Source organism: Achromobacter sp. NPDC058515, from assembly GCF_042721735.1.
Classification (GTDB): domain Bacteria; phylum Pseudomonadota; class Gammaproteobacteria; order Burkholderiales; family Burkholderiaceae_B; genus Achromobacter.
The window spans coordinates 30,614-48,971 of the sequence record NZ_JBHXNI010000004.1; the positions used below are offsets into that span (position 1 = coordinate 30,614).

General features: G+C 68.1%; 18 protein-coding genes. 8 read left to right on the forward strand and 10 right to left on the reverse strand.

What is annotated here, in order from left to right:
- The first annotated feature begins 7 nt into the window (after positions 1-7).
- The 7 genes from ACFWP0_RS08675 (at position 8) to ACFWP0_RS08705 (ending at position 7,109) form a co-directional block, all read left to right on the forward strand.
- On the forward strand, positions 8-862 hold the full coding sequence (locus ACFWP0_RS08675; protein WP_377841244.1) for a transporter substrate-binding domain-containing protein: 855 nt from the start codon (positions 8-10) through the stop codon (positions 860-862).
- 73 nt (positions 863-935) lie between these two features.
- Positions 936-1,682 (forward strand): amino acid ABC transporter ATP-binding protein, encoded by a 747-nt coding sequence (locus ACFWP0_RS08680; protein WP_377841246.1) that lies wholly within the window; start codon positions 936-938, stop codon positions 1,680-1,682.
- 21 nt (positions 1,683-1,703) lie between these two features.
- Positions 1,704-2,381 (forward strand): amino acid ABC transporter permease, encoded by a 678-nt coding sequence (locus ACFWP0_RS08685; RefSeq protein WP_377841248.1) that lies wholly within the window; start codon positions 1,704-1,706, stop codon positions 2,379-2,381.
- A gap of 55 nt (positions 2,382-2,436) precedes the next feature.
- Positions 2,437-3,111, forward strand: coding sequence for an amino acid ABC transporter permease (locus ACFWP0_RS08690; RefSeq protein ID WP_377841249.1), 675 nt, complete (start codon positions 2,437-2,439; stop codon positions 3,109-3,111).
- A 162-nt stretch (positions 3,112-3,273) separates the two neighbouring features.
- Positions 3,274-4,632 (forward strand): amino-acid N-acetyltransferase, encoded by a 1,359-nt coding sequence (gene argA, locus ACFWP0_RS08695; protein ID WP_377841251.1) that lies wholly within the window; start codon positions 3,274-3,276, stop codon positions 4,630-4,632.
- A gap of 104 nt (positions 4,633-4,736) precedes the next feature.
- Positions 4,737-5,009: an oxidative damage protection protein gene (locus ACFWP0_RS08700; protein ID WP_377841253.1), complete on the forward strand. Its 273-nt coding sequence runs from the start codon at positions 4,737-4,739 to the stop codon at positions 5,007-5,009.
- 150 nt (positions 5,010-5,159) lie between these two features.
- On the forward strand, positions 5,160-7,109 hold the full coding sequence (locus ACFWP0_RS08705; protein ID WP_377841255.1) for a phosphocholine-specific phospholipase C: 1,950 nt from the start codon (positions 5,160-5,162) through the stop codon (positions 7,107-7,109).
- A gap of 89 nt (positions 7,110-7,198) precedes the next feature.
- Here the strand turns inward: ACFWP0_RS08705 and phoU are convergent, their stop codons facing one another.
- The 5 genes from phoU to rmuC all read right to left on the reverse strand — a co-directional run bounded on the left by phoU (position 7,199) and on the right by rmuC (position 13,586).
- Positions 7,199-7,927, reverse strand: a complete 729-nt coding sequence (gene phoU / locus ACFWP0_RS08710; protein WP_377841256.1) for a phosphate signaling complex protein PhoU — start codon at positions 7,925-7,927, stop codon at positions 7,199-7,201.
- A gap of 165 nt (positions 7,928-8,092) precedes the next feature.
- Positions 8,093-8,773, reverse strand: coding sequence for a ribose-5-phosphate isomerase RpiA (rpiA, locus tag ACFWP0_RS08715; RefSeq protein WP_377841258.1), 681 nt, complete (start codon positions 8,771-8,773; stop codon positions 8,093-8,095).
- Between the two features lie 40 nt (positions 8,774-8,813).
- The gene (locus ACFWP0_RS08720) at positions 8,814-10,478 is read right to left on the reverse strand and encodes an isovaleryl-CoA dehydrogenase (protein ID WP_377841260.1); all 1,665 of its coding nucleotides are present in this window, start codon (positions 10,476-10,478) and stop codon (positions 8,814-8,816) included.
- A 66-nt stretch (positions 10,479-10,544) separates the two neighbouring features.
- A complete protein-coding gene (locus ACFWP0_RS08725) occupies positions 10,545-12,074 on the reverse strand; it encodes an amidase (protein WP_377841261.1) in 1,530 nt (509 codons plus the stop codon).
- Between the two features lie 117 nt (positions 12,075-12,191).
- Positions 12,192-13,586, reverse strand: coding sequence for a DNA recombination protein RmuC (gene rmuC, locus ACFWP0_RS08730; protein ID WP_377841263.1), 1,395 nt, complete (start codon positions 13,584-13,586; stop codon positions 12,192-12,194).
- Positions 13,587-13,748: 162 nt separating this feature from the next.
- On the opposite strand from rmuC, the gene ACFWP0_RS08735 reads away from it, so the two are divergent.
- A complete protein-coding gene (locus ACFWP0_RS08735; protein WP_377841853.1) occupies positions 13,749-14,417 on the forward strand; it encodes a YrbL family protein in 669 nt (222 codons plus the stop codon).
- On the opposite strand, the gene ACFWP0_RS08740 is transcribed toward ACFWP0_RS08735, so the two are convergent.
- Genes ACFWP0_RS08740 through ACFWP0_RS08760 form a run of 5 tightly spaced genes read right to left on the reverse strand, consistent with a single transcriptional unit; the run spans position 14,414 to position 18,353 of the window.
- Positions 14,414-15,139 (reverse strand): DNA-3-methyladenine glycosylase, encoded by a 726-nt coding sequence (locus ACFWP0_RS08740; protein WP_377841264.1) that lies wholly within the window; start codon positions 15,137-15,139, stop codon positions 14,414-14,416. The two genes, ACFWP0_RS08735 and ACFWP0_RS08740, sit on opposite strands and share 4 nt — an antisense overlap.
- A 10-nt stretch (positions 15,140-15,149) precedes the next feature.
- Complete coding sequence (locus ACFWP0_RS08745) at positions 15,150-15,506, reverse strand: Spx/MgsR family RNA polymerase-binding regulatory protein (RefSeq protein WP_377841266.1); 357 nt, start codon at positions 15,504-15,506, stop codon at positions 15,150-15,152.
- Positions 15,503-16,312: an ABC transporter permease subunit gene (locus tag ACFWP0_RS08750; protein WP_377841267.1), complete on the reverse strand. Its 810-nt coding sequence runs from the start codon at positions 16,310-16,312 to the stop codon at positions 15,503-15,505. Before ACFWP0_RS08750 ends, ACFWP0_RS08745 begins: the two co-directional genes overlap by 4 nt.
- Positions 16,309-17,229 (reverse strand): ABC transporter permease subunit, encoded by a 921-nt coding sequence (locus ACFWP0_RS08755; protein ID WP_377841270.1) that lies wholly within the window; start codon positions 17,227-17,229, stop codon positions 16,309-16,311. Before ACFWP0_RS08755 ends, ACFWP0_RS08750 begins: the two co-directional genes overlap by 4 nt.
- Positions 17,226-18,353 (reverse strand): ABC transporter ATP-binding protein, encoded by a 1,128-nt coding sequence (locus tag ACFWP0_RS08760; protein ID WP_377841272.1) that lies wholly within the window; start codon positions 18,351-18,353, stop codon positions 17,226-17,228. Before ACFWP0_RS08760 ends, ACFWP0_RS08755 begins: the two co-directional genes overlap by 4 nt.
- Positions 18,354-18,358: the final 5 nt, after the last annotated feature.

Here is an 18,358-nt window from a genome sequence, read left to right on the forward strand (position 1 = left end):
ACCCGCCATGACCCGCCTCACCCGCACCCTGACGTTTGCCGGCCGCTGCGGCCTCACCTTCCTGCTGGCCGGCGCCGGCCTGGCCGCGGCCGCCCAGCCGCTCACCACCGGCGTGGACGCCACGTTCGCACCGCACGCCATGCCCAAGCTGGGCGGCGGCCTGGACGGCTTCAACATCGAGCTTGGCCAGGCCCTGGCCAAGCAGCTGGGCACCACCATCAAGATCGAAGGCACCGAGTACGCCGCGCTGATCCCGGGGCTGAACGCCAAGAAGTACGACTTTGTGCTGGCGCCCACCACCGCCACCGAGGAGCGCGCCCGCGCCCTGCTGTTTTCCGAAGGCTACCTGAACACCGACTACACCTTCGTGATCGGCAAAGGGGCCAAGGACATCGCCGGCCTGGAAGACCTGAAGGGCAAGAAGCTGGCGGTCAACAAGGGCTCGGCCTATGAGAACTGGGCGCGCGACAACGCGGCCAGGTACGGTTTCAAGTACGACGTATACGCGTCCAACGCGGACGCGGTGCAGGCCGTGCAGGCGGGCCGCGCCGACGCCAATCTGGCCGGCAACACCGTGGCCGCCTGGGTCGCCAAGCAGAACCCGGCGGTGCGCACCAGCTACACCGTCAAGACGGGCCTGGTCTGGGCGCTTGCGTTCCGGCTGGACGACCAGGCGGGCCGCAACCGCGTGTCCACGGCGCTCAAGTGCCTCAAGCAGGACGGCACGGTCTCCAAGCTGGCGCAGAAATGGTTCGGCTTCACGCCCGCCGCCGGCTCGGCCGCGGTCACGGTGACGCCGGGCCAGGGCGTGCCCGACCTGCCGGGCTACGACGCCACGCCGGTCGAACTGCGCTGCAGCTGATTTCCCGCCGCCATTGCCAACGCCCGGGGATGGCGCCGCTTGCGGCCCGCCCCGGCGCACCGAGGAGCACACGATGGAAACGCCGATCCTGAAAATCGCCGGGCTGCACAAATCCTATGGCGACAACGCCGTACTCAAGGGCATCGACCTGGAGGTGGGCAAGGGGGAGCTGGTCTTCATGATCGGCCCGTCCGGCTCGGGCAAGAGCAGCCTGCTGCGCTGCTGCAACCGGCTGGAGGAGCCGTCGGCCGGCACCATCCACGTCGACGGCGAAGAGATCACCGCGCCCGCCGCCGAACTGAACCGCATCCGGCAGAACATCGGCATGGTGTTCCAGCACTTCAACCTGTACCGCCACATGTCCGTGCTGTCGAACATCACGCTGGCGCTGCGCAAGGTGCAGAAGCTGGCGCGCGCCGAAGCCGACCGCCGCGGCATGGAAGCGCTGGAGCGCGTGGGCCTGGGCGACAAGGCCGGCGCCTACCCCGACCAGCTGTCGGGCGGCCAGCAGCAGCGGGTGGGCATCGCGCGATCGCTGGCCTTGCGGCCCAAGGTGGTGCTGTTCGACGAACCCACCAGCGCGCTCGACCCCGAACTGGTGGGCAGCGTGCTGAACGTAATGCGCGAGCTCAAGCAGGACGGCATGACCATGATGGTGGTCAGCCACGAGATGGGATTTGCGCGCGCGGCGGCCGACCGGGTGGTGTTCATGGACGGCGGCGTGATCGTCGAGCAAGGCCCGCCGCAAGCCGTCTTCGGCGCTCCCCGTCAACCCCGCACGCAGGCCTTTCTTGCCCGCATGGCGGAACATGCCGCCTGAGGCGGGTTCGGTGAGCCATCCATGGATCTGAAAGCCCTGCTGTTCTCCTTCTTCAACGCCGAAGTCGCGTGGCGCTACCTGCCGGACATCCTGGCGGGCATGTGGATCACGCTGCAGCTGGGGGTGGCGGTGGCCGCCACCGGCGTGGCGCTCGGCCTGGTGCTGGCCGTGCTGCGCGCGCTGGGCATCCGGCCGCTGAACTTCCTGATCATCTGCTTTGCCGACATCCTGCGCGCGCTGCCGCCGCTGGTGGTGATCATGGTGCTGTTCTTCGCTTTCCCCTACATCAACCTGTCGATGTCGGCGTTCGTGGCCTGCTGGCTGTCCCTGTCGCTGGTGCTGGCCGCCTTCGCCGAAGAGATCTTCTGGGCCGGCATCTTGTCGGTGCCGCGCGGCCAGGCGGAGGCCGCCCGCTCCACGGGGCTGAACTGGCTGCAGAGCATGGTCCATGTGGTGATGCCGCAAGCGATGCGGCTGACGGTGGCGCCCCTGACCAACCGCGTCATCGCCATCACCAAGAGCACCGCGCTGGGCTCGGTCGTGGGCTTGAGCGAAGTGCTGAACAACGCGCAATCGGCCAGCAGCAATGCCGGCAACGCCACGCCGCTGACCCTGGCCGCGGTGGCCTGCCTGCTGATCTTCCTGCCGGTGGTGGCGCTGGGCCGCTGGACCGAAACGCGCTTCAAGTGGAAACACTGAGGTTGCGCCATCAAAACAAGGCGGCGGCACGACGATTCCGCGCCAGGGGAACGGCATGAACGAAATCCTGCAGAACTTTTTCAACCTGAGCATCTACGCAAGCGTGGCGCCCTACCTGCTGCAGGGCCTGGGACGCACGCTGATGCTGTCCGCCATGGTGATCCCGGTGGGGCTGGCCTCGGGGCTTCTGATCGGCGTGCTGTCGATCACGCTCAAGCGCCGCTGGGCGCGCCTGCTGCTGGCCATCTACATCGACTTCTTCCGCGCCCTGCCGCCGCTGGTGCTGCTGATCTTCATCTACTTCGGCGCCCCCTTCCTGGGGCTGGACCTGCCCAAGCTGCTGGCGGTGGCGGTCGGCTTCATGCTCAACAATTCCTCTTACTACGGCGAGGTATTCCGGGCCGGCCTGGAAAGCGTGCCGCGCGGGCAGATCGAGGCGGCGCGCTCGACCGGGCTGTCCGCCTGGCAGACGATGTGGCATGTGCAGATTCCGCAGGCCACGCGCAACGTCATGCCGGACCTCATAAGCAACACGCTGGAGGTGGTCAAGCTGACCACGCTGGCCAGCGCCGTCGCGCTGCCGGAACTGCTGCGGGTGGCGCGCGACGCCCAGTCGCTGGTCTACAACCCCTCGCCCATCGTGCTGGCGGCGCTCTTCTACCTGGCGCTGCTGTGGCCCGTCGTCCGCCTCTTGAGCCGGCTGGAGCACCGGCACCTGGCCAAGCACTGAGTTTCCTGTGGGGCGCCCGCAACAAACGGTGTTACGAACGCCGATGGCGGGCGGGCCGCGCGGCCATATAATTCCGCGTAGCGCCGCCCTCCCGGCGGCGCGCGCGGCACAGCCCGCCGGCTTTGCCGTCCCGCGACCCCATAGGACCTAGCAACGCACATCATGCCCGACCTGGAACCAGACACCGTCTCCGCCCTTGAAGCCCCCGAATTCGCCGCCGCGCAGTTTGTGCGATGGTTCCGAGATGTCGCCCCCTATGTGCATGCGTTCCGAGGCAAGACCTTCGTGGTGGCGTTTGGCGGCGAACTGGTGCAGGCCGGCGCGCTGAATGCGCTGGTCCAGGATCTGTCCCTGCTGTCTTCGCTGGGCATCCGGCTGGTGCTGGTGCATGGCTCGCGTCCGCAGGTCAACGAACAGCTGCGCCTGAAGGGCTACACCCAGCAATTCGACCGCGGCCTGTCGCCCACCGACGCCGCCGCGCTGGAATGCGCCAAGGAAGCCGCCGGCGAGATCCGCCTGGACATCGAAGCGGCGTTCAGCCAGGGCCTGCCCAACACGCCCATGTCCCACGCGCACATCCGCGTGATCTCCGGCAATTTCGTCACGGCGCGCCCCACCGGCGTGCTGGACGGCGTGGACTACAAGCACACCGGCCAGGTGCGCAAGATCGACGTGGACGCGCTGAAGTTCGCCATCGAGAAAGGCTCGTCGGTCGTGCTGCTGTCGCCGCTCGGGTTCTCCCCGACGGGCGACGCCTTCAACCTGGCCATGGAAGACCTGGCGACCAGCGTCGCCGTGGCGCTGCGCGCCGAGAAGCTGATCTTCCTGTCCAGTTCGCAAGGCGTGCTGAACGAAGACGGCACGCTGGACACCGAACTGGCCCGCGTGGATGCCGACGCGCTGCTCGCGGGCGGCGAGCTGGAAGAAGAAACCCACGCCTTCCTGCAATACGCCTCGCTGGCGGTCAAGCGCGGCGTGGCGCGCGCGCACCTGCTGCCCTTTGAGCTGGACGGCAGCGTGCTGCTGGAGATCTTCACCCATGACGGCGTGGGGACCATGGTGGTCGAAGACACGCTGGACGACCTGCGCGCCGCCACGATCGACGACGTGGGCGCCATCCTGAGCCTGATCGAGCCGCTGGAAGCGGACGGCACCCTGGTGCCGCGTCCGCGCAGCGTGATCGAGCGCGACGTGGAGAACTTCACGGTGCTGGAGCATGACGGCGTGATCTACGGCTGCGCGGCCCTGCATACGTTTGCCGACGAGCAGATGGCGGAAATGGCCTGCCTGATCGTGCACCCCGAATGGCAAGGCTCGGGCGAAGGCGAGATCCTGCTGCGCCACATGGAGTCCCGCGCCCGCGCCACCGGCGCCAAGCGGCTGTTCGTGCTGACCACCCGGACGTCGCACTGGTTCATGAAGCGCGGCTTCGTGCAGGGCGGAATCGCCGACCTGCCCCGCGAGAAGCAGAACAACTACAACCGTTCCCGCAACAGCCTGGTCTTCATCAAGAAGCTCTGAAACCCTTGCGGCAGGCCCTGGCCACAGGACCTGAAGGGGCTTGGCGCCGTCTGGACGCCAAGCCCGCTAAAATAGGGCGTTACTTATCTTTCCGGCAGCGAACCATGGCCCGTATCGTCAACTGTGTGAAATTGAAGCGTGAAGCAGAAGGGCTGGACTATCCGCCCTACCCCGGCGAAGTCGGCACGCGCATCTGGCAGAGCATTTCCAAGGAAGCTTGGGAAGAATGGAAAGGCGTGCAAACGCGCCTCGTGAACGAAAACCGCCTGAACCTGGCGGACGCCCGCGCGCGCAAGTACCTGCAACAGCAAATGGAGCGTTTCCTGTTCGAAGACGGCAGCGTCGAAGCCGACGGCTACGTTCCGCCCTCGGCCTGACCCGGCTGCGCCGCCCTCGTGGCGGCACGCCCAAGAAGCCCCTCGCCCGCGAGGGGCTTCGCATTTCCGGCGCGGCAAGCGCGCCCCGGCCGCGCACGAGCGCTGGACTGGCCTTAAGATTCGAATATCGCAGGCCGTATTAATGCTGTCATGAAAGAAGAATCGCGCTCGTCCATTCCCGCCGAACCGGCCCCATCCATCAAGCGCGCCCTGGAGATCGCCCCCGATCGCAAGACGGGCACGCTGCAAGACGTGCGGCACGTTGTGATCCTGATGCAGGAGAACCGCTCCTTCGACCATTATTTCGGCACGCTGCCCGGCGTGCGGGGCTTTGCGGACCCGCACCCGGCGCCCACGGCGGCCGGCACGGTCATGACGCAGGCGGACGGCGCCGCGCATTGCGGCCCCTACGCGCTGCAGCCGGAGTACGCGAGCGACACGCCGGTGGGCTACATCACGCCGCACACCTGGGACGACTCGCAGCGCGCCTGGAACGACGGCCGCATGGATCAGTGGCTGTCCGCCAAGAGCCGGCTGGGACTGGGCGCCTACCAGGCTGCCGAGGTGCCGTTCCAGACCGCGCTGGCCAACGCCTTCACCTTGTGCGACGCCTACCACTGCTCGATGCAGGCCGGCACTAATCCGAACCGGCTGTTCCTGTGGACCGGCACCAACGACCCGCAGGGCCTGGCCGGCGGACCAGCCCTGGTCAACACCTTCGACCGCCTGGGCCCCGCCGGCGAAGGCTACGCCTGGACCACCTATCCTGAACGCCTGCAGGACGCGGGCGTGGACTGGCGCATTTACCAGGACATGGCGGACAACTACCACGACAATCCGCTGGCCGGCTTCAGGCAGTACCGGCGCCAGCATGCCGCCGCCGCCGACGCGCCCTTGCGCGACCGCGCGCTGTCCACCCGCACGCTCGACGACCTGGCGCGCGACGTGGCCCAGGGCACGCTGCCCGCGGTGTCCTGGATCATCGCGCCCACGGCCGACTCCGAACACCCGGAAGTGTCGTCGCCCCGCCAGGGCGGCGCCTACACCGAGCGCGTGCTGGACATCCTGACCCGGCATCCCGAAACCTGGAGCCGCTGCGTGTTCTTTGTCACCTACGACGAGAACGACTGCTTCTTCGACCACATGCCGCCGCCCGCGCCGCCGGCCCGCCACGCGGACGGCCAGCCGGGCGGCCTGTCCACCGTCGAGCTGGACGGCGAATACCACGATGCGCGGCGCGGCCCCAGCGCATCCACCGACGATGACCCGGCCAGCCTGCACGGGCGCGGATTCGGCCTGGGCCCGCGCGTGCCAATGCTGGTGGTCTCGCCCTGGAGCCGCGGCGGCTGGGTCAACTCCCAGGTGTTCGACCACACCTCGGTGATCCGCTTCCTGGAGGCCCGCTTCGGCGTGGCCGAACCGAACATCAGCGCATGGCGGCGCGCCGTGGCCGGCGACCTGACCTCGGCCTTCGACTTCGCCGGCGACCGGGGCTCGCACCATCCGGACAGCAACCGCCACGCCTGCCCCTTGCCGTATGCGCTGGAGGCCGTCGGCCGGATGACGGCCGACGGCGAACACTACCGCCTGACGCTGCGCAACCCCGGCAGCGCGGGCGCCGTCATGCATGTCTATGACCGCAACGCGCTGACGCGGGCGCCAAGGCGCTACACCGTGGGCGCGGGCGCCCGCCTGGACGACGGCTGGCGCCTGGCCGGCGGCGGCGCGTATGACCTGTGGCTGCTCGGTCCCGACGGTTTCCACCGGCAGTTCCGCGGCGATGCCCGGGATGCCGGCACGCTGGAGGCGCAACTCGTGCCCGTGACCTCGGGCCTGCGCCTGCGGCTGATCAACCACGGCGACGCGCCCCAGCCCGTCAAGCTGGAGTCGCGCATGAACGATGGCTGGCGCGCCATGGCGCACGTGCCCTCGGGCGGCGCGATGGAGCTCAAGTACGCCGGCTGCGAAGGCTGGTACGACCTGGAGGTCAGCGCGCCCGCGATGCCGGCCTTCGGACGCCGGCTGGCCGGCCGCATCGACGCGGGCAAGCCCGGCGTGCCGGACCCGCGCCTGTGCCAGGGCGCGACGCTGCCGCTGTAGCGCCGGCCGGTCCACAAAAAAGAAAAACCCCAGGGCTGGATGCGCCTGGGGTTTTTTTCGGCCGCGCGCTGCCGTGGCCGCGCCGCCGTTTACGGTTCCTGCGACTCGTCCAGTTCTTCCTCGCCGCGCGCCAGGCGCTCGGTGTTCTTCACGCCGGTATGGCGCACGTCGGCGCCCTTGACCATGTAGATCACGCGTTCGGACATGTTCTTGGCGTGGTCGCCGATGCGTTCGAGCGCGCGCGCGATGAAGATCATGTCGATGGCGCGCGAAATGGTGCGCGGGTCTTCGATCATGTAGGTGATCAGGTGGCGCAGCGCGCCCTTCCATTCCTTGTCCACTTCCTTGTCGCTGCGCACGACGGCGGCGGCCTGGATGGGGTCGAGGCGGGCGAACGCGTCGAGCGCCTGATGCAGCATGGTGCGCACATTGGCGGCCATGTGGCGCAGTTCGATCACGGGGATGTGGCGCAGTTCGCCTTCGTGGATGCGGCGGGCAACGGTGGCGACCTTCTCGGCTTCGTCGCCGGATCGCTCCATGTCGGTCAGCATCTTGGACACGGCCATCAGCATGCGCAGGTCAATGGCGGTGGGCTGGTGCCGGGCCAGGATGCGGCTGATGCTTTCGTCGATCTCGACTTCGTGGCGGTTGACTTCCTTTTCCCGCTCGCGGACCTTCTCAACCAGCGACAGGTCGCCGCTGGCCAGCGCGTCGATGGCCTCCTGGATCATGGCTTCCACCAGGCCGCCCATTTGCAAGAATTGCGAACGGACGCTTTCCAGATCGGCGTCGAACTGCTTGTTTGTATGCTCCGTCATCCGGGCTCCCTGCGTGGTTGATCTCATTGCATTGCCCCGAAATAGAGAGAGTTGCGAGATGGGCCTGCACAACCTGCAAGGTTATGACCCAAGTGTGACAGGATTATGAATCGGCGCTCCGCCGCCCGCAAGGCGACCGGCGGAGCGCCGCGGGAGCCAGGAGAATCAGGCGCGGCGGTCCAGGCGGCGGATGCCGTTCTGGGTGGCCAGGAGCGCCACGTCGGCGCCGGGCAGCGAGAACAGGCCGCAGGTCACGACGCCGGGCAGGTTGTTCACGCGCGCTTCAAATGCCGGCGCATCGGCGATCGACAGGCCGGACACGTCCAGGATGATGTTGCCATTATCGGTGACGAAACCCTCGCGCAGGCGCGGCTGGCCGCCCAGCGCGGCAAGCGCGCGCGCCACGGACTCGCGCGCCATCGGAATGACTTCCAGCGGCAGCGGGAACTTGCCCAGGGTCTGGACCAGCTTGGATTCGTCGGCGATGCAGATGAAGCGCTCGGCCACCGACGCCACGATCTTCTCGCGCGTCAGGGCGCCGCCGCCGCCCTTGATCATGTGCAGGTTGGCGTCGATCTCGTCGGCGCCGTCCACGTAGACCGGCATGGTGGACACGTCGTTCAGGTCCAGCACCTTCAGGCCATGGCCGGCCAGGCGCGCCGCGCTGCGCTCCGAACTGGCCACCGTGCCGCCGATGCGGCCCTTGAAACGCGCCAGCCCGTCGATGAAAAGGTCGGCCGTGGAGCCGGTGCCCACGCCGATGATGACGTCCGGGCCGGCGACCTGTTCAACGAATTCCAGGGCGGCGTCGGCGGCTTGCTGCTTGAGTTCTTGCTGGGAGAGCATGGCGGTGAAGAATGCGGGAAGGTTGGTTGAGCCAGGAAATTTAGCATGCGCCGACGGCGGGCCACGCCCGCGACAGGATCGCCTGAGTATCCGCGCCGGCGGCAAGCTCGCCGAACATGCCCCCGTCCGGCTGCAGGCGGCTGGCGACGAACGCCTGCGCCACGGCGTCCGGCGCGTGCTCGATCAGCAAGGCGGCCTGCCACAGCCGCGCCAGGCCGCCGGCGATGCGGCGCGCCTGGAACTCCGCCTGGCCACCATCGGCCAGCAGGGCCCGCCAGCGCGCCACGGCCTCGTCAAAGCCGCGGTGCTGGCCCGCCGCCCGCGCAAACTCGGCCTCCAGCGCCGGCAGGGCGTCCGGCTCGCGCAGCAAGGCGCGCAGCACGTCCAGCGCCATGACATTGCCCGAGCCCTCCCAGATGGAGTTGACGGGCGTTTCCCGATAGATCCTGGGCATCGGCCCTTCTTCAACGTAGCCGTTGCCGCCCCAGACCTCCATGCACTCGGCCACGGCGGAGACCGCGCGCTTGCAGACCCACAGCTTGGCCGCGGGTGTGCCGACGCGCACCAGGGCCCGCGCCCCGGCGTCGGCGCGTTCGTCCACGGCGCGCGCCAGCCGCAGTCCCAGCGCCATGGCGGCTTCGCTTTCCAGCGCCAGGTCGGCCAGCACGTTGCGCATCAGCGGCTGCCCGATCAGCGCCTTGCCGAAGGCATGCCGGTGCAGCGCATGGTGCGCCGATTGCGCCAGCGCCTGGCGCAGCAGCGCCGCGCTGCCCAGCACGCAGTCCAGCCGCGTGGCGCCCGCCATTTCCAGCAGCACCGAAAGGCCCCGCCCAGGTTCGCCAACCATGACGCCCCAGGCTTCTTCGAATTCGACTTCGGCGCTGGCATTGCTGCGGTTGCCCAGCTTGTCCTTTAGCCGCCGCACGCGGATGGCGTTGCGCGGCCCGTCGGGAATCCAGCGTGGGACGAAGAAGCAGCTCAAGCCGCCGTCCGTCTGCGCCAGCACGAGGTGCGCGTCCGCCTGCGGCACCGAGAAAAACCATTTGTGCCCCACGAGCTGGTAGGCGCCGCCGCGCCCGGGCGCCCCCAGCGGCGTGGCGCGCGTGGTGGCGGCGCGCAGGTCGGAGCCGCCCTGCTTTTCGGTCAGCCCCATGCCGATCAGGGCGCTGCGCTTGGCGGACAGCGGCGCATCGCTTGCATCGAATTCCCGGGAATACAGCGCGGTCAGCCACTGGCCGCCAAAGTCCACCACGCCGGCGGGTTCGCGCTGCAGCAGGGGCACGGCGGCAAAGGTCATGGTCGTGGGGCACAGGGTGCCGGCCTCGACCTGGCCCTGCATCACATAGGCCGCGGCGCGCGCCACGTGCGCGCCGTGCGCGGGCTGGGACCAGGCGCGGCTGTGCAGGCCGCGCGCCATGATGCCGCCCATGAGCAGGTTCCATGAGGGATGGAACTCGACGTGATCGATGCGGTGGCCGCCGCGGTCGTAGCTGAGCAGACGGGGCGGACAGCGGTTCGCCTCGGCGCCCGCCGCCAGCGTCTGCGCGCGGCCCAGCCAGGCGCCGTGCGCGTTCAGGTCGCCTGCCCAGGCATCGGCGCCCTCGCGCCGCACGGCCTCGCGCAAGGCGGGATCGGTGTCATACAGGGAATAGTCTTCCAGGGGCGGGACCTGGTTGACTACGGCGTGCGTCGCAAACGATGACATGGCAACTCCCCAGTTCAATCCGCTCGGGCGCCACGGGCCGAAGCGGCGCGATTCGCTCCTGCGCGCTTATCTGGCCATCGGCGCCACCAGGGGCCAGGGGCGCAGCGCCTCGACCTGCGCCGCCAGTTCCAGCAACAGCGCCTCGCTGCCCAGCGGCCCCATGAGCTGGATGCCGATGGGCAGGCCGTCGGCCGACATCCCGAAGGGAATGGAAATGGCCGGCATGCCGGTCAGGTTGGCCAGCGGCGCAAACGGCGAATAGCCGATGACGCCCTTCTTGCCCAGACGGTAGGCCAGGTAGTCGGCGTTGTCCATGGCGTAGCGGCCGATAGGCGCCGGCGGCTGCGCCAGCACCGGGCAGAGGAACAGGTCGTAGCCCCGGGAACCGTCGCGATGCAGGAAGTGGCCGATGCGGCGGGTGATTTCATGGCAGGTGTCGACGCAGGCCACATACTGCGAGCCGGAAATGGCCCGGGCGTACTCGCGGGCGCCCAGCGTGGTGGGCTGCAATTCATCGGCGGCCAGGCGCCTGCCGCGCGCGGCCACGAAGCTGTCGATGGCGTTGGCCGCCGCGCTCGCGATCAGGGGCAGCATGGGGGACAGGACTTCCTCGGAACCCACGGGCGGGGCGGCCTGCATCAGTTCGTGCCCCAGGGACGCAAAGAACCTGGCGGCCTCGTCCAGCGTCGCGGCGACGTCGGGATGGATGGCGCCGCCTTCGTAGGTGGTGTTGATGAAGGCGATGCGGCGGCGCGCGGCGGCGTGCGGATCGGCGGCCACCCGCGCCACGACGGCGCGGTAGGATTGCGCGGGCTGGGCGGGCGCGGCGTAGGGCGCGCCCACGTCGGCGCCCGCGCTGATATCCAGCGACGCCGCGCAATCGCGCACGGACAGGGTCATCATGTGTTCGGTGGCCAGGCCGCCCCAGCCTTCGCCCTTCAACGGCCCCAGAGGCATCAGTCCGCGCGAGGGTTTCAGGCCCAGCACCCCGCAGCAGGACGCGGGAATGCGGATCGAGCCGCCGCCGTCGCTGCCGTGCGCGATGCGCACCATGCCGCTGGCCAGCGCCGCGCCCGCGCCCCCGCTGGAGCCGCCCGCGCTATGGCCGCGTTTCCAGGGGTTTTGCGTGGGAGGGCCGTAGGCCGGGGATTCGGTGGTGGGGCTCAGGCCGAGTTCGGCGCTGGTGCTGCGGCCGAACGGAATCAGGCCGGCGCGGCGGTAACGCTTGACGATCTCGGCATCGACATTCCATTCCACATGGCCGTACAGCACCGACCCCATGGCGCTGGGCAGGCCGATGGCGGCGGTGCCCAGGTCCTTGAGCAGCGTGGGCACGCCCAGGAAGGGGCGGTCGCGCAGTTGCGCCAGTCGCTGTTCGGGCGGCAGCGCGGCCAGTTCGTCGTCCAGGGAGCGGGCCAGGCTCAGGCCGGCCTCGGCCTGCAGGCCGCAGGCCGCGTTGACCGAGGGGTTGCGGGCCGCCACCCTGTCCACGGCTTGCTGCATTGCGGCAAACGCCGTGGTGGCTCCTTGGGCGATATCGGCGGCCAGCGCCGTCGCGTCGAGGGAGGAAGAATCATGGCGTTCGGCGGTGCTCATGCTTACGATGCTCCAGGTATCGACGGCGAATTGCCGTAAGCATGAGGATATCGGCTGTAGGGGCGGGCAACAAGCGCGCCCGGATTGGCGCGCGTCTGATGCGTCCGACGGGACGGATCAGATGGCGCCCGCGGACGGCGCGTCCAGGTCCTGCGCGTCGTCTTCCGCCTCGGCCGCGTCGCCGGCCTGCGCCCCGCCCAGCAGGCGCAGGGCATCGGCTTCGGGCAGCGCCTCCACGCTCTTCAGGTTCCTGAGCATGGCGCGGGTGCGGACTTCGGTCTGGCCGATCTTGTTGCTGGCCGTGTCCAGCGTCTTCTTGACGCTGGCCAGCGCTTCGCCGAATTTGCCGAATTCGGTCTTGACCGCGCGCAGCACCTGCCAGACTTCGGACGAACGCTGCTCGATCGCCAGCGTGCGGAATCCCATCTGCAGGCTGTTCAGCAGCGCCGCCAGGTTGCTGGGGCCCGCCACGTTGATGCGCAGGTCATGCAGCTTGTCCAGGAGGCCTGGCCGCCGCAGGACCTCGGCATAGAGGCTTTCCGTGGGCAGGAACATGATGGCGAAATCGGTCGTGTGGGGCGGCGCCACGTATTTGCTGGCGATCAGCCGCGCCTGCAGCTCGACCGCCCTGCCCAGAGCGGCGCCTGCTGCCTTCACGCCTTCGGCGTCCGCCGCCTCCTGCGCGTCCATGAGGCGCTCGTACTCTTCCTTGGGGAACTTGGCGTCGATCGGCAGCCAGACGGGTTCGCCGCCATCGCCGCGGCCGGGCAGGCGGATGGCGAATTCGACCACCGCCTCGCTGCCCGGCACGGGCTTGATGTTGCTGGCGTACTGGTCCGGCGTCATGTTGTCTTCGATCAGCCGGGCCAGCTGCACTTCGCCCCAGGTGCCACGCGACTTCACGTTGGTCAGCACACGCTTCAGGTCGCCGACGCCCGCGGCCAGGGCCTGCATCTCGCCCAGCCCCTTGTGCACGGCTTCCAGGCGGTCCGACACCAGCTTGAAGGATTCGCCCAGGCGCTGCTCCAGGGTCGCATGGAGCTTTTCGTCCACGGTCCGGCGCATCTCGTCGAGCTTGGCGCTGTTGTCAGCCTGCAACAACTGCAGGCGCTGGTCCACCGTGGCGCGCACCTCCATCAGGCGGCGCTCGTTGATCTGGATAAGACCCTGCAATTGCTCGCCGAAACCAGTCGCGAAACGGGCCAGCGATTCGGCGGACTCGGCGCGGGCCGCCTGCGCGTCGCGCGACAGGCCGGCGCGCAGCTCGCCATGCGACTGCGACAGTTCGACCCGCAGGGCGCGCGTGGATTCCGCGAATTCGCTGCGCAGGCCGCGCTGGCCCTCGGCGATGTCGGCGCGCAGCGCGCGCTCGGTCCTTTCCAGCCCCTCCAGCAAGGCGTCCAGGCGGGCGTCGGACGCGGCGGGGCGCAGCCATGCCAGCACCGCCGCCAGAAAAGCCAGCACGGCGCCGCCGGCGGCGACCCAAAGCAGAATGTCGTTCAAAAGATGCATCTCCAAAGCGCGAATTGTAGGTCCCGTCCCTGCCTCTGTGCAGCCAGCAGCCCTTGTTCAAGGACGAGCGGGAAGACGCGAAGACGTAACGGGATTAAACTGTCGGCCATCTCAACGGCTCCGCTTGCTGCTTTGAATCCAGCCCATTTCTCCCCCTCCAAACTGCCCGGTTCGTTTCAGTCCGTATTCGGCCCCCTGGATCTGAATACCCAGACGCCGATCGCGGCGGGCTCGGACCGGCAAATCTACCAGCATCCCCATTCACCGGCCATGCTCGTCAAGGTCGTGAATATGCGCGCGCACGCCGTCTATCTGGAAGATCGGCCGTTCAAGCGCTGGTACAAGCAGTACCAGCGCGAAAGCGCCTACCGCGTGTATCTGAAGGAAATCTCGGAATACGTCACCACCACCACCCGTCCCTCCGGCGTGTGGCAGGTGCCCATGGCGCGCATCCTGGGCGTGGCGCAAACGACGCTGGGCCTGGGCCTGCTGGTCGAGAAAATCACCGACGAAGCCGGCAACATGGCCCCCAACGTGAAGGAACTGGCCAGGAAAGGCCTGCTCGACGATACGCTCAAAGCGCAGATGGACGAGTTCTTCGATGACCTGGCCGACGCCCATGTGGTGGTGAACGACGTGTCGGCCAGCAATATCGCCGTGGGCATGAACGCCGATGGCAAGCGGGGCCTGTACCTGGTCGACGGCTTTGGCGTGTTGCCGCTGGTGCCGCTGTACGCCTGGAGCAAGCGGCTCAATCGCCGCCGCATCAAGCAGAAGTACGCAAAAATGCGCGAATCCCTGATTCGGCGCGCCCTGGAAAACCGCCTCTAGCCGCCCGCGGGCGCCTCGGCCAGCACGATGCCCTGGCGGTCCACCCACACATAGTCATGCCCGGCGCGCTGGCCGCGCCGCAAGGGGTTGCGCGTGCAGAAGGCGGCGTAGGCCGGATCCACGAAGCGATAGCTCAAGTGTTCGTCGCGCCCCGCCGGAATGCCCAGGCGCGTGGTGCAGATCAGCATCGCGGGGGCCTCGCCGACACCCTCGACATACAGGGCGTCGGGATCAAAGCGGCGCGCGTCCCAGTCCGGCACCTTCAGCCCCAGGGCGCGGCACAGCAGCGTCTGGCCGGCGCACAGGCCGGCGGGCGGACGCGGACGCCCTTGCGCGTCGGGATTCAGTTGCTGCATGCGGGCCAGCGACTCGGGGCCGGACAGCGCGTCCGTCCAGGGGTGAGCGGACTTGATCAGGACCGCGTTGCCCGGACCCGCGGCGCTGAAGTTCAGCGAATCCCCGCCCCGGGCGTAATACATGTAGACCGTGCCGCCATCCATGAACAGGGCGCGGCGCTTGTGCGTGTAGCCCAGCGAGGCGTGACTGCCCCGCTCTTCCAGGTAGTAGGCCTCGGTCTCGATGATGCGCGCCGACAGCCACAGGCCGTCGACGCGATGGCGGATCACCTTGCCCAGCAGCTCGCGAGCGAGCTGGGCCGCGTCGCGGTCGAAAAAGGCATCGGGCAGCGCCTGGCCGGCGCCTTGCGGGGCCCCGCCGGCCATCGCCGCGGGCTCAGGCGAAACGTTCGCCGTAGCGCTTTTCGCTGAAGCCAACGCTCACCTCGCCATCCGGCGTCACCGTGACCGGACGGCGCACCAGCGCCGGGTACTCGGCGATCAGCTTGCTCCATTGCGCGTCGGTGTGGGCCGTCTTGCGGTCTTCGGGCAGGTTGCGCCATGTCATGGAAGCGCGGTTGACCAGTTTTTCCCAGCCGCCGAGCTGGTCGGACCAGGATTTCAGCGTGGCGGCGGGCACGGGGTGGTCGCGGTAGTCCACGAAGGCGTGGTCGACGCCGTGCTCGCTCAGCCAGTCGCGCGCCTTGACGCAGGTGCTGCACTTGGTCAGGCCATACAGGGTGGTTTGCTTCATTTGGATTCGGACTCCTTGCGCCATTGCATGCGGTTGGCGAGGATCACGCAGGTGCCCACGCCCAGGATGAACAGGGTGGCGAGCGCGTTGATCTCGGGTTTCAGCCCCAGGCGCACCCGGGAGAAAACCTCCATGGGCAGCGTGGTGGAACTGGGGCCGGACAGGAACGACGCCAGGACGACGTCGTCCAGCGACAGCGTGAAGGACAGCAGCCAGGCCGACGCCAGCGCCGGGGCGATGAGCGGCAGGGTGATCTTGAAGAACACCGTCATGGGTGTCGCGCCCAGGTCCAGCGCGGCTTCTTCCAGCGACCGGTCCAGGTCGCGGATGCGGGTCTGGATGACGATCGCCACGAACGCCATGCACAACGTGACGTGGCCGACCCAGATCGTGAAGATGCCGTTCTCGGCCGGCCAGCCCAGGCTGCCGCGCAATTCCACGAACATCAGCAGGAGCGAGATGCCCAGCACGACCTCGGGAATGACGAGCGGCGCGCTGAGCATGCCAACATAGAGCGTGAAGCCGCGAAAGCGGCCCATGCGCCCGAGCACGTAGCCCGCCCAGGTGCCGATGACGACCGCGGCGGTGGCCGTCAAGGCCGCGATGCGGAACGACAGCCAGGCCGCGCGCAGCAGCGCGTCGTCGTTCAGGAGCGAGTGATACCAGCGGAACGAGAAGCCGGTCCAGGAGGTGACGGTGGGCGAGGCGTTGAACGAGAACACCATCAGGCTGATGATGGGCACGTACAGGAAGAAGTAGCCCAGCCCCAGCACCACGGCGCGCAGGGTCTTGTTGGGTCCGTTCATTTGCGGCCTCCGCCGGCGAGCTCTTGCTGCTTGACCTGGTTGTACTGGAAGTACACCAGCGGCACGAGCAGCAGCAGGACCATCACGCAGGTCACGGCCGAGGCCATGGGCCAGTCGGCGTTGCTGAAGAATTCATACCACATGACCCGGCCCATCATCAGCGTATTGGCGCCGCCCAGCATTTCCGGAATGACGAATTCGCCCACCGCCGGAATGAACACCAGCATGGCGCCGGCGATCACGCCCTGGCGCGACAGCGGCACGGTGATCTGCCAGAAGGCCTGCCAGGGCTTGGCGCCCAGGTCGTAGGCGGCTTCCAGGAGGCGCAGGTCCATCTTCACCAGCGTGGCGTACAGCGGCAGGATGAAGAACGGCAGGTAGGCATAGACCATGCCGATATAGACGGCGAGGTCGGTGCGGTAGATTTCCAGCGGGCTGGAAATGATGCCCAGGCTCTGCAGCAGGTTGTTCAGGATGCCGTCGTTGCGCAGGATGCCCACCCAGGCATACACGCGCAGCAGCAGCGAGGTCCAGAACGGCAGGATCACGCCCAGCAGCAGCAGGTTGCGCACCCGCGGCGAGGACCGGGCGATGTAGTACGCGATGGGATAGCCGATCAGCACGCAGACCAGCGTGGTGATGAAGGCGATCTTCACGGAGCTCAGGTAGGTCTTGAAGTACAGGCTGTCGGTGAACAGCAGGATGTAGCCGCGCAGGTGCAGGCTGAACTGCACCGCTTCGTCCTTGAACTCGGCCAGCGGCGTATAGGGCGGAATGCCGAAGTTGACTTCGGCGAAGCTGATCTTGAGCACCAGCAGGAACGGCAGCAGCAGGAACAGCACCAGCCAGGCGAACGGCGGCACCACCGCCAGCGCCCGGCCCGACGGCAACCAGTCGCGGGGCGAAAAGCGGATCATGACGCCAGCACCGTCGCGCTGTCGGCGTCCCAGCTCACGAAGATCTCTTCGTCGATGCCCGGGGCGTCCATCTGGGCCAGCAGCAGGCTGGGCACGCTGGCCTCGACCGTCTTGCCGGAATCCAGCCGCACCTGGTAGAGCGCGTAGCTGCCCATCCAGGCCATGTGGCTGACCATGCCGTGGGCCCAGTTGTATTCGCCCGCGGGCTGCTCGCGCGACACCACCAGTCGCTCGGGGCGGATGGAGACGTGCACTTCCATGCCCAGCGGCTCGCTGACGCCGTGGTTCACAAAGAGCGGGCGCGTGAGCTCGGCGCATTCGATGGCCACGTGGTCGGGCTCGTCGACCACGATCGTGCCGGTGAACATGTTGGTCGATCCGATGAAGCTGGCGACAAACCGAGAATTCGGAAACGCGTAGACGTCCTGCGGCGCGCCGCATTGGACGATCTGGCCTTCGGTCATCACGGCCAGGCGGTGCGCCATGGTCATGGCTTCTTCCTGGTCGTGGGTCACCATGATGCAGGTCACGCCGACCTGCTCCAGGATCTTCACGAGCTCGATCTGGGTCTTCTGGCGGATCTGCTTGTCCAGCGCCGACATGGGCTCGTCGAGCAGCAGCAGCTTGGGACGCTTGACCAGGCTGCGCGCCAGCGCCACGCGCTGCTGCTGGCCGCCGGAGAGCTGGTTCGGCTTGCGGCGCGAATACCCGGCCATCTGGACGAGATCCAGGGCCTCGAACACGCGGTCGTGGATTTCGGCGCGGTCCACGCCTTCCTGCTTCAGGCCGAAGGCCACGTTGGCCTCGACCGTCATGTGAGGGAACAGCGCATACGACTGGAACATCATGTTCACGGGCCGGCGGTACGGCGGCACGCTGGTGATGTCCTCGCCATCGAGCCAGATCTGGCCCGAGGTGGCGTCTTCAAAGCCCGCCAGCATGCGCAGCAAGGTGGACTTGCCGCTGCCCGAACTGCCCAGCAGCGCGAAAATCTCGTTGCGCTTGACCGAGAGATTGACGGCGCGCACGGCGACCACGTCGCCAAAAATCTTGACTACATCGGAGACCCGGACGAACTCGTCCGGGTCGGCCGAATGCTGCGCCGAGTAACGGCTATCGCTCATGATGA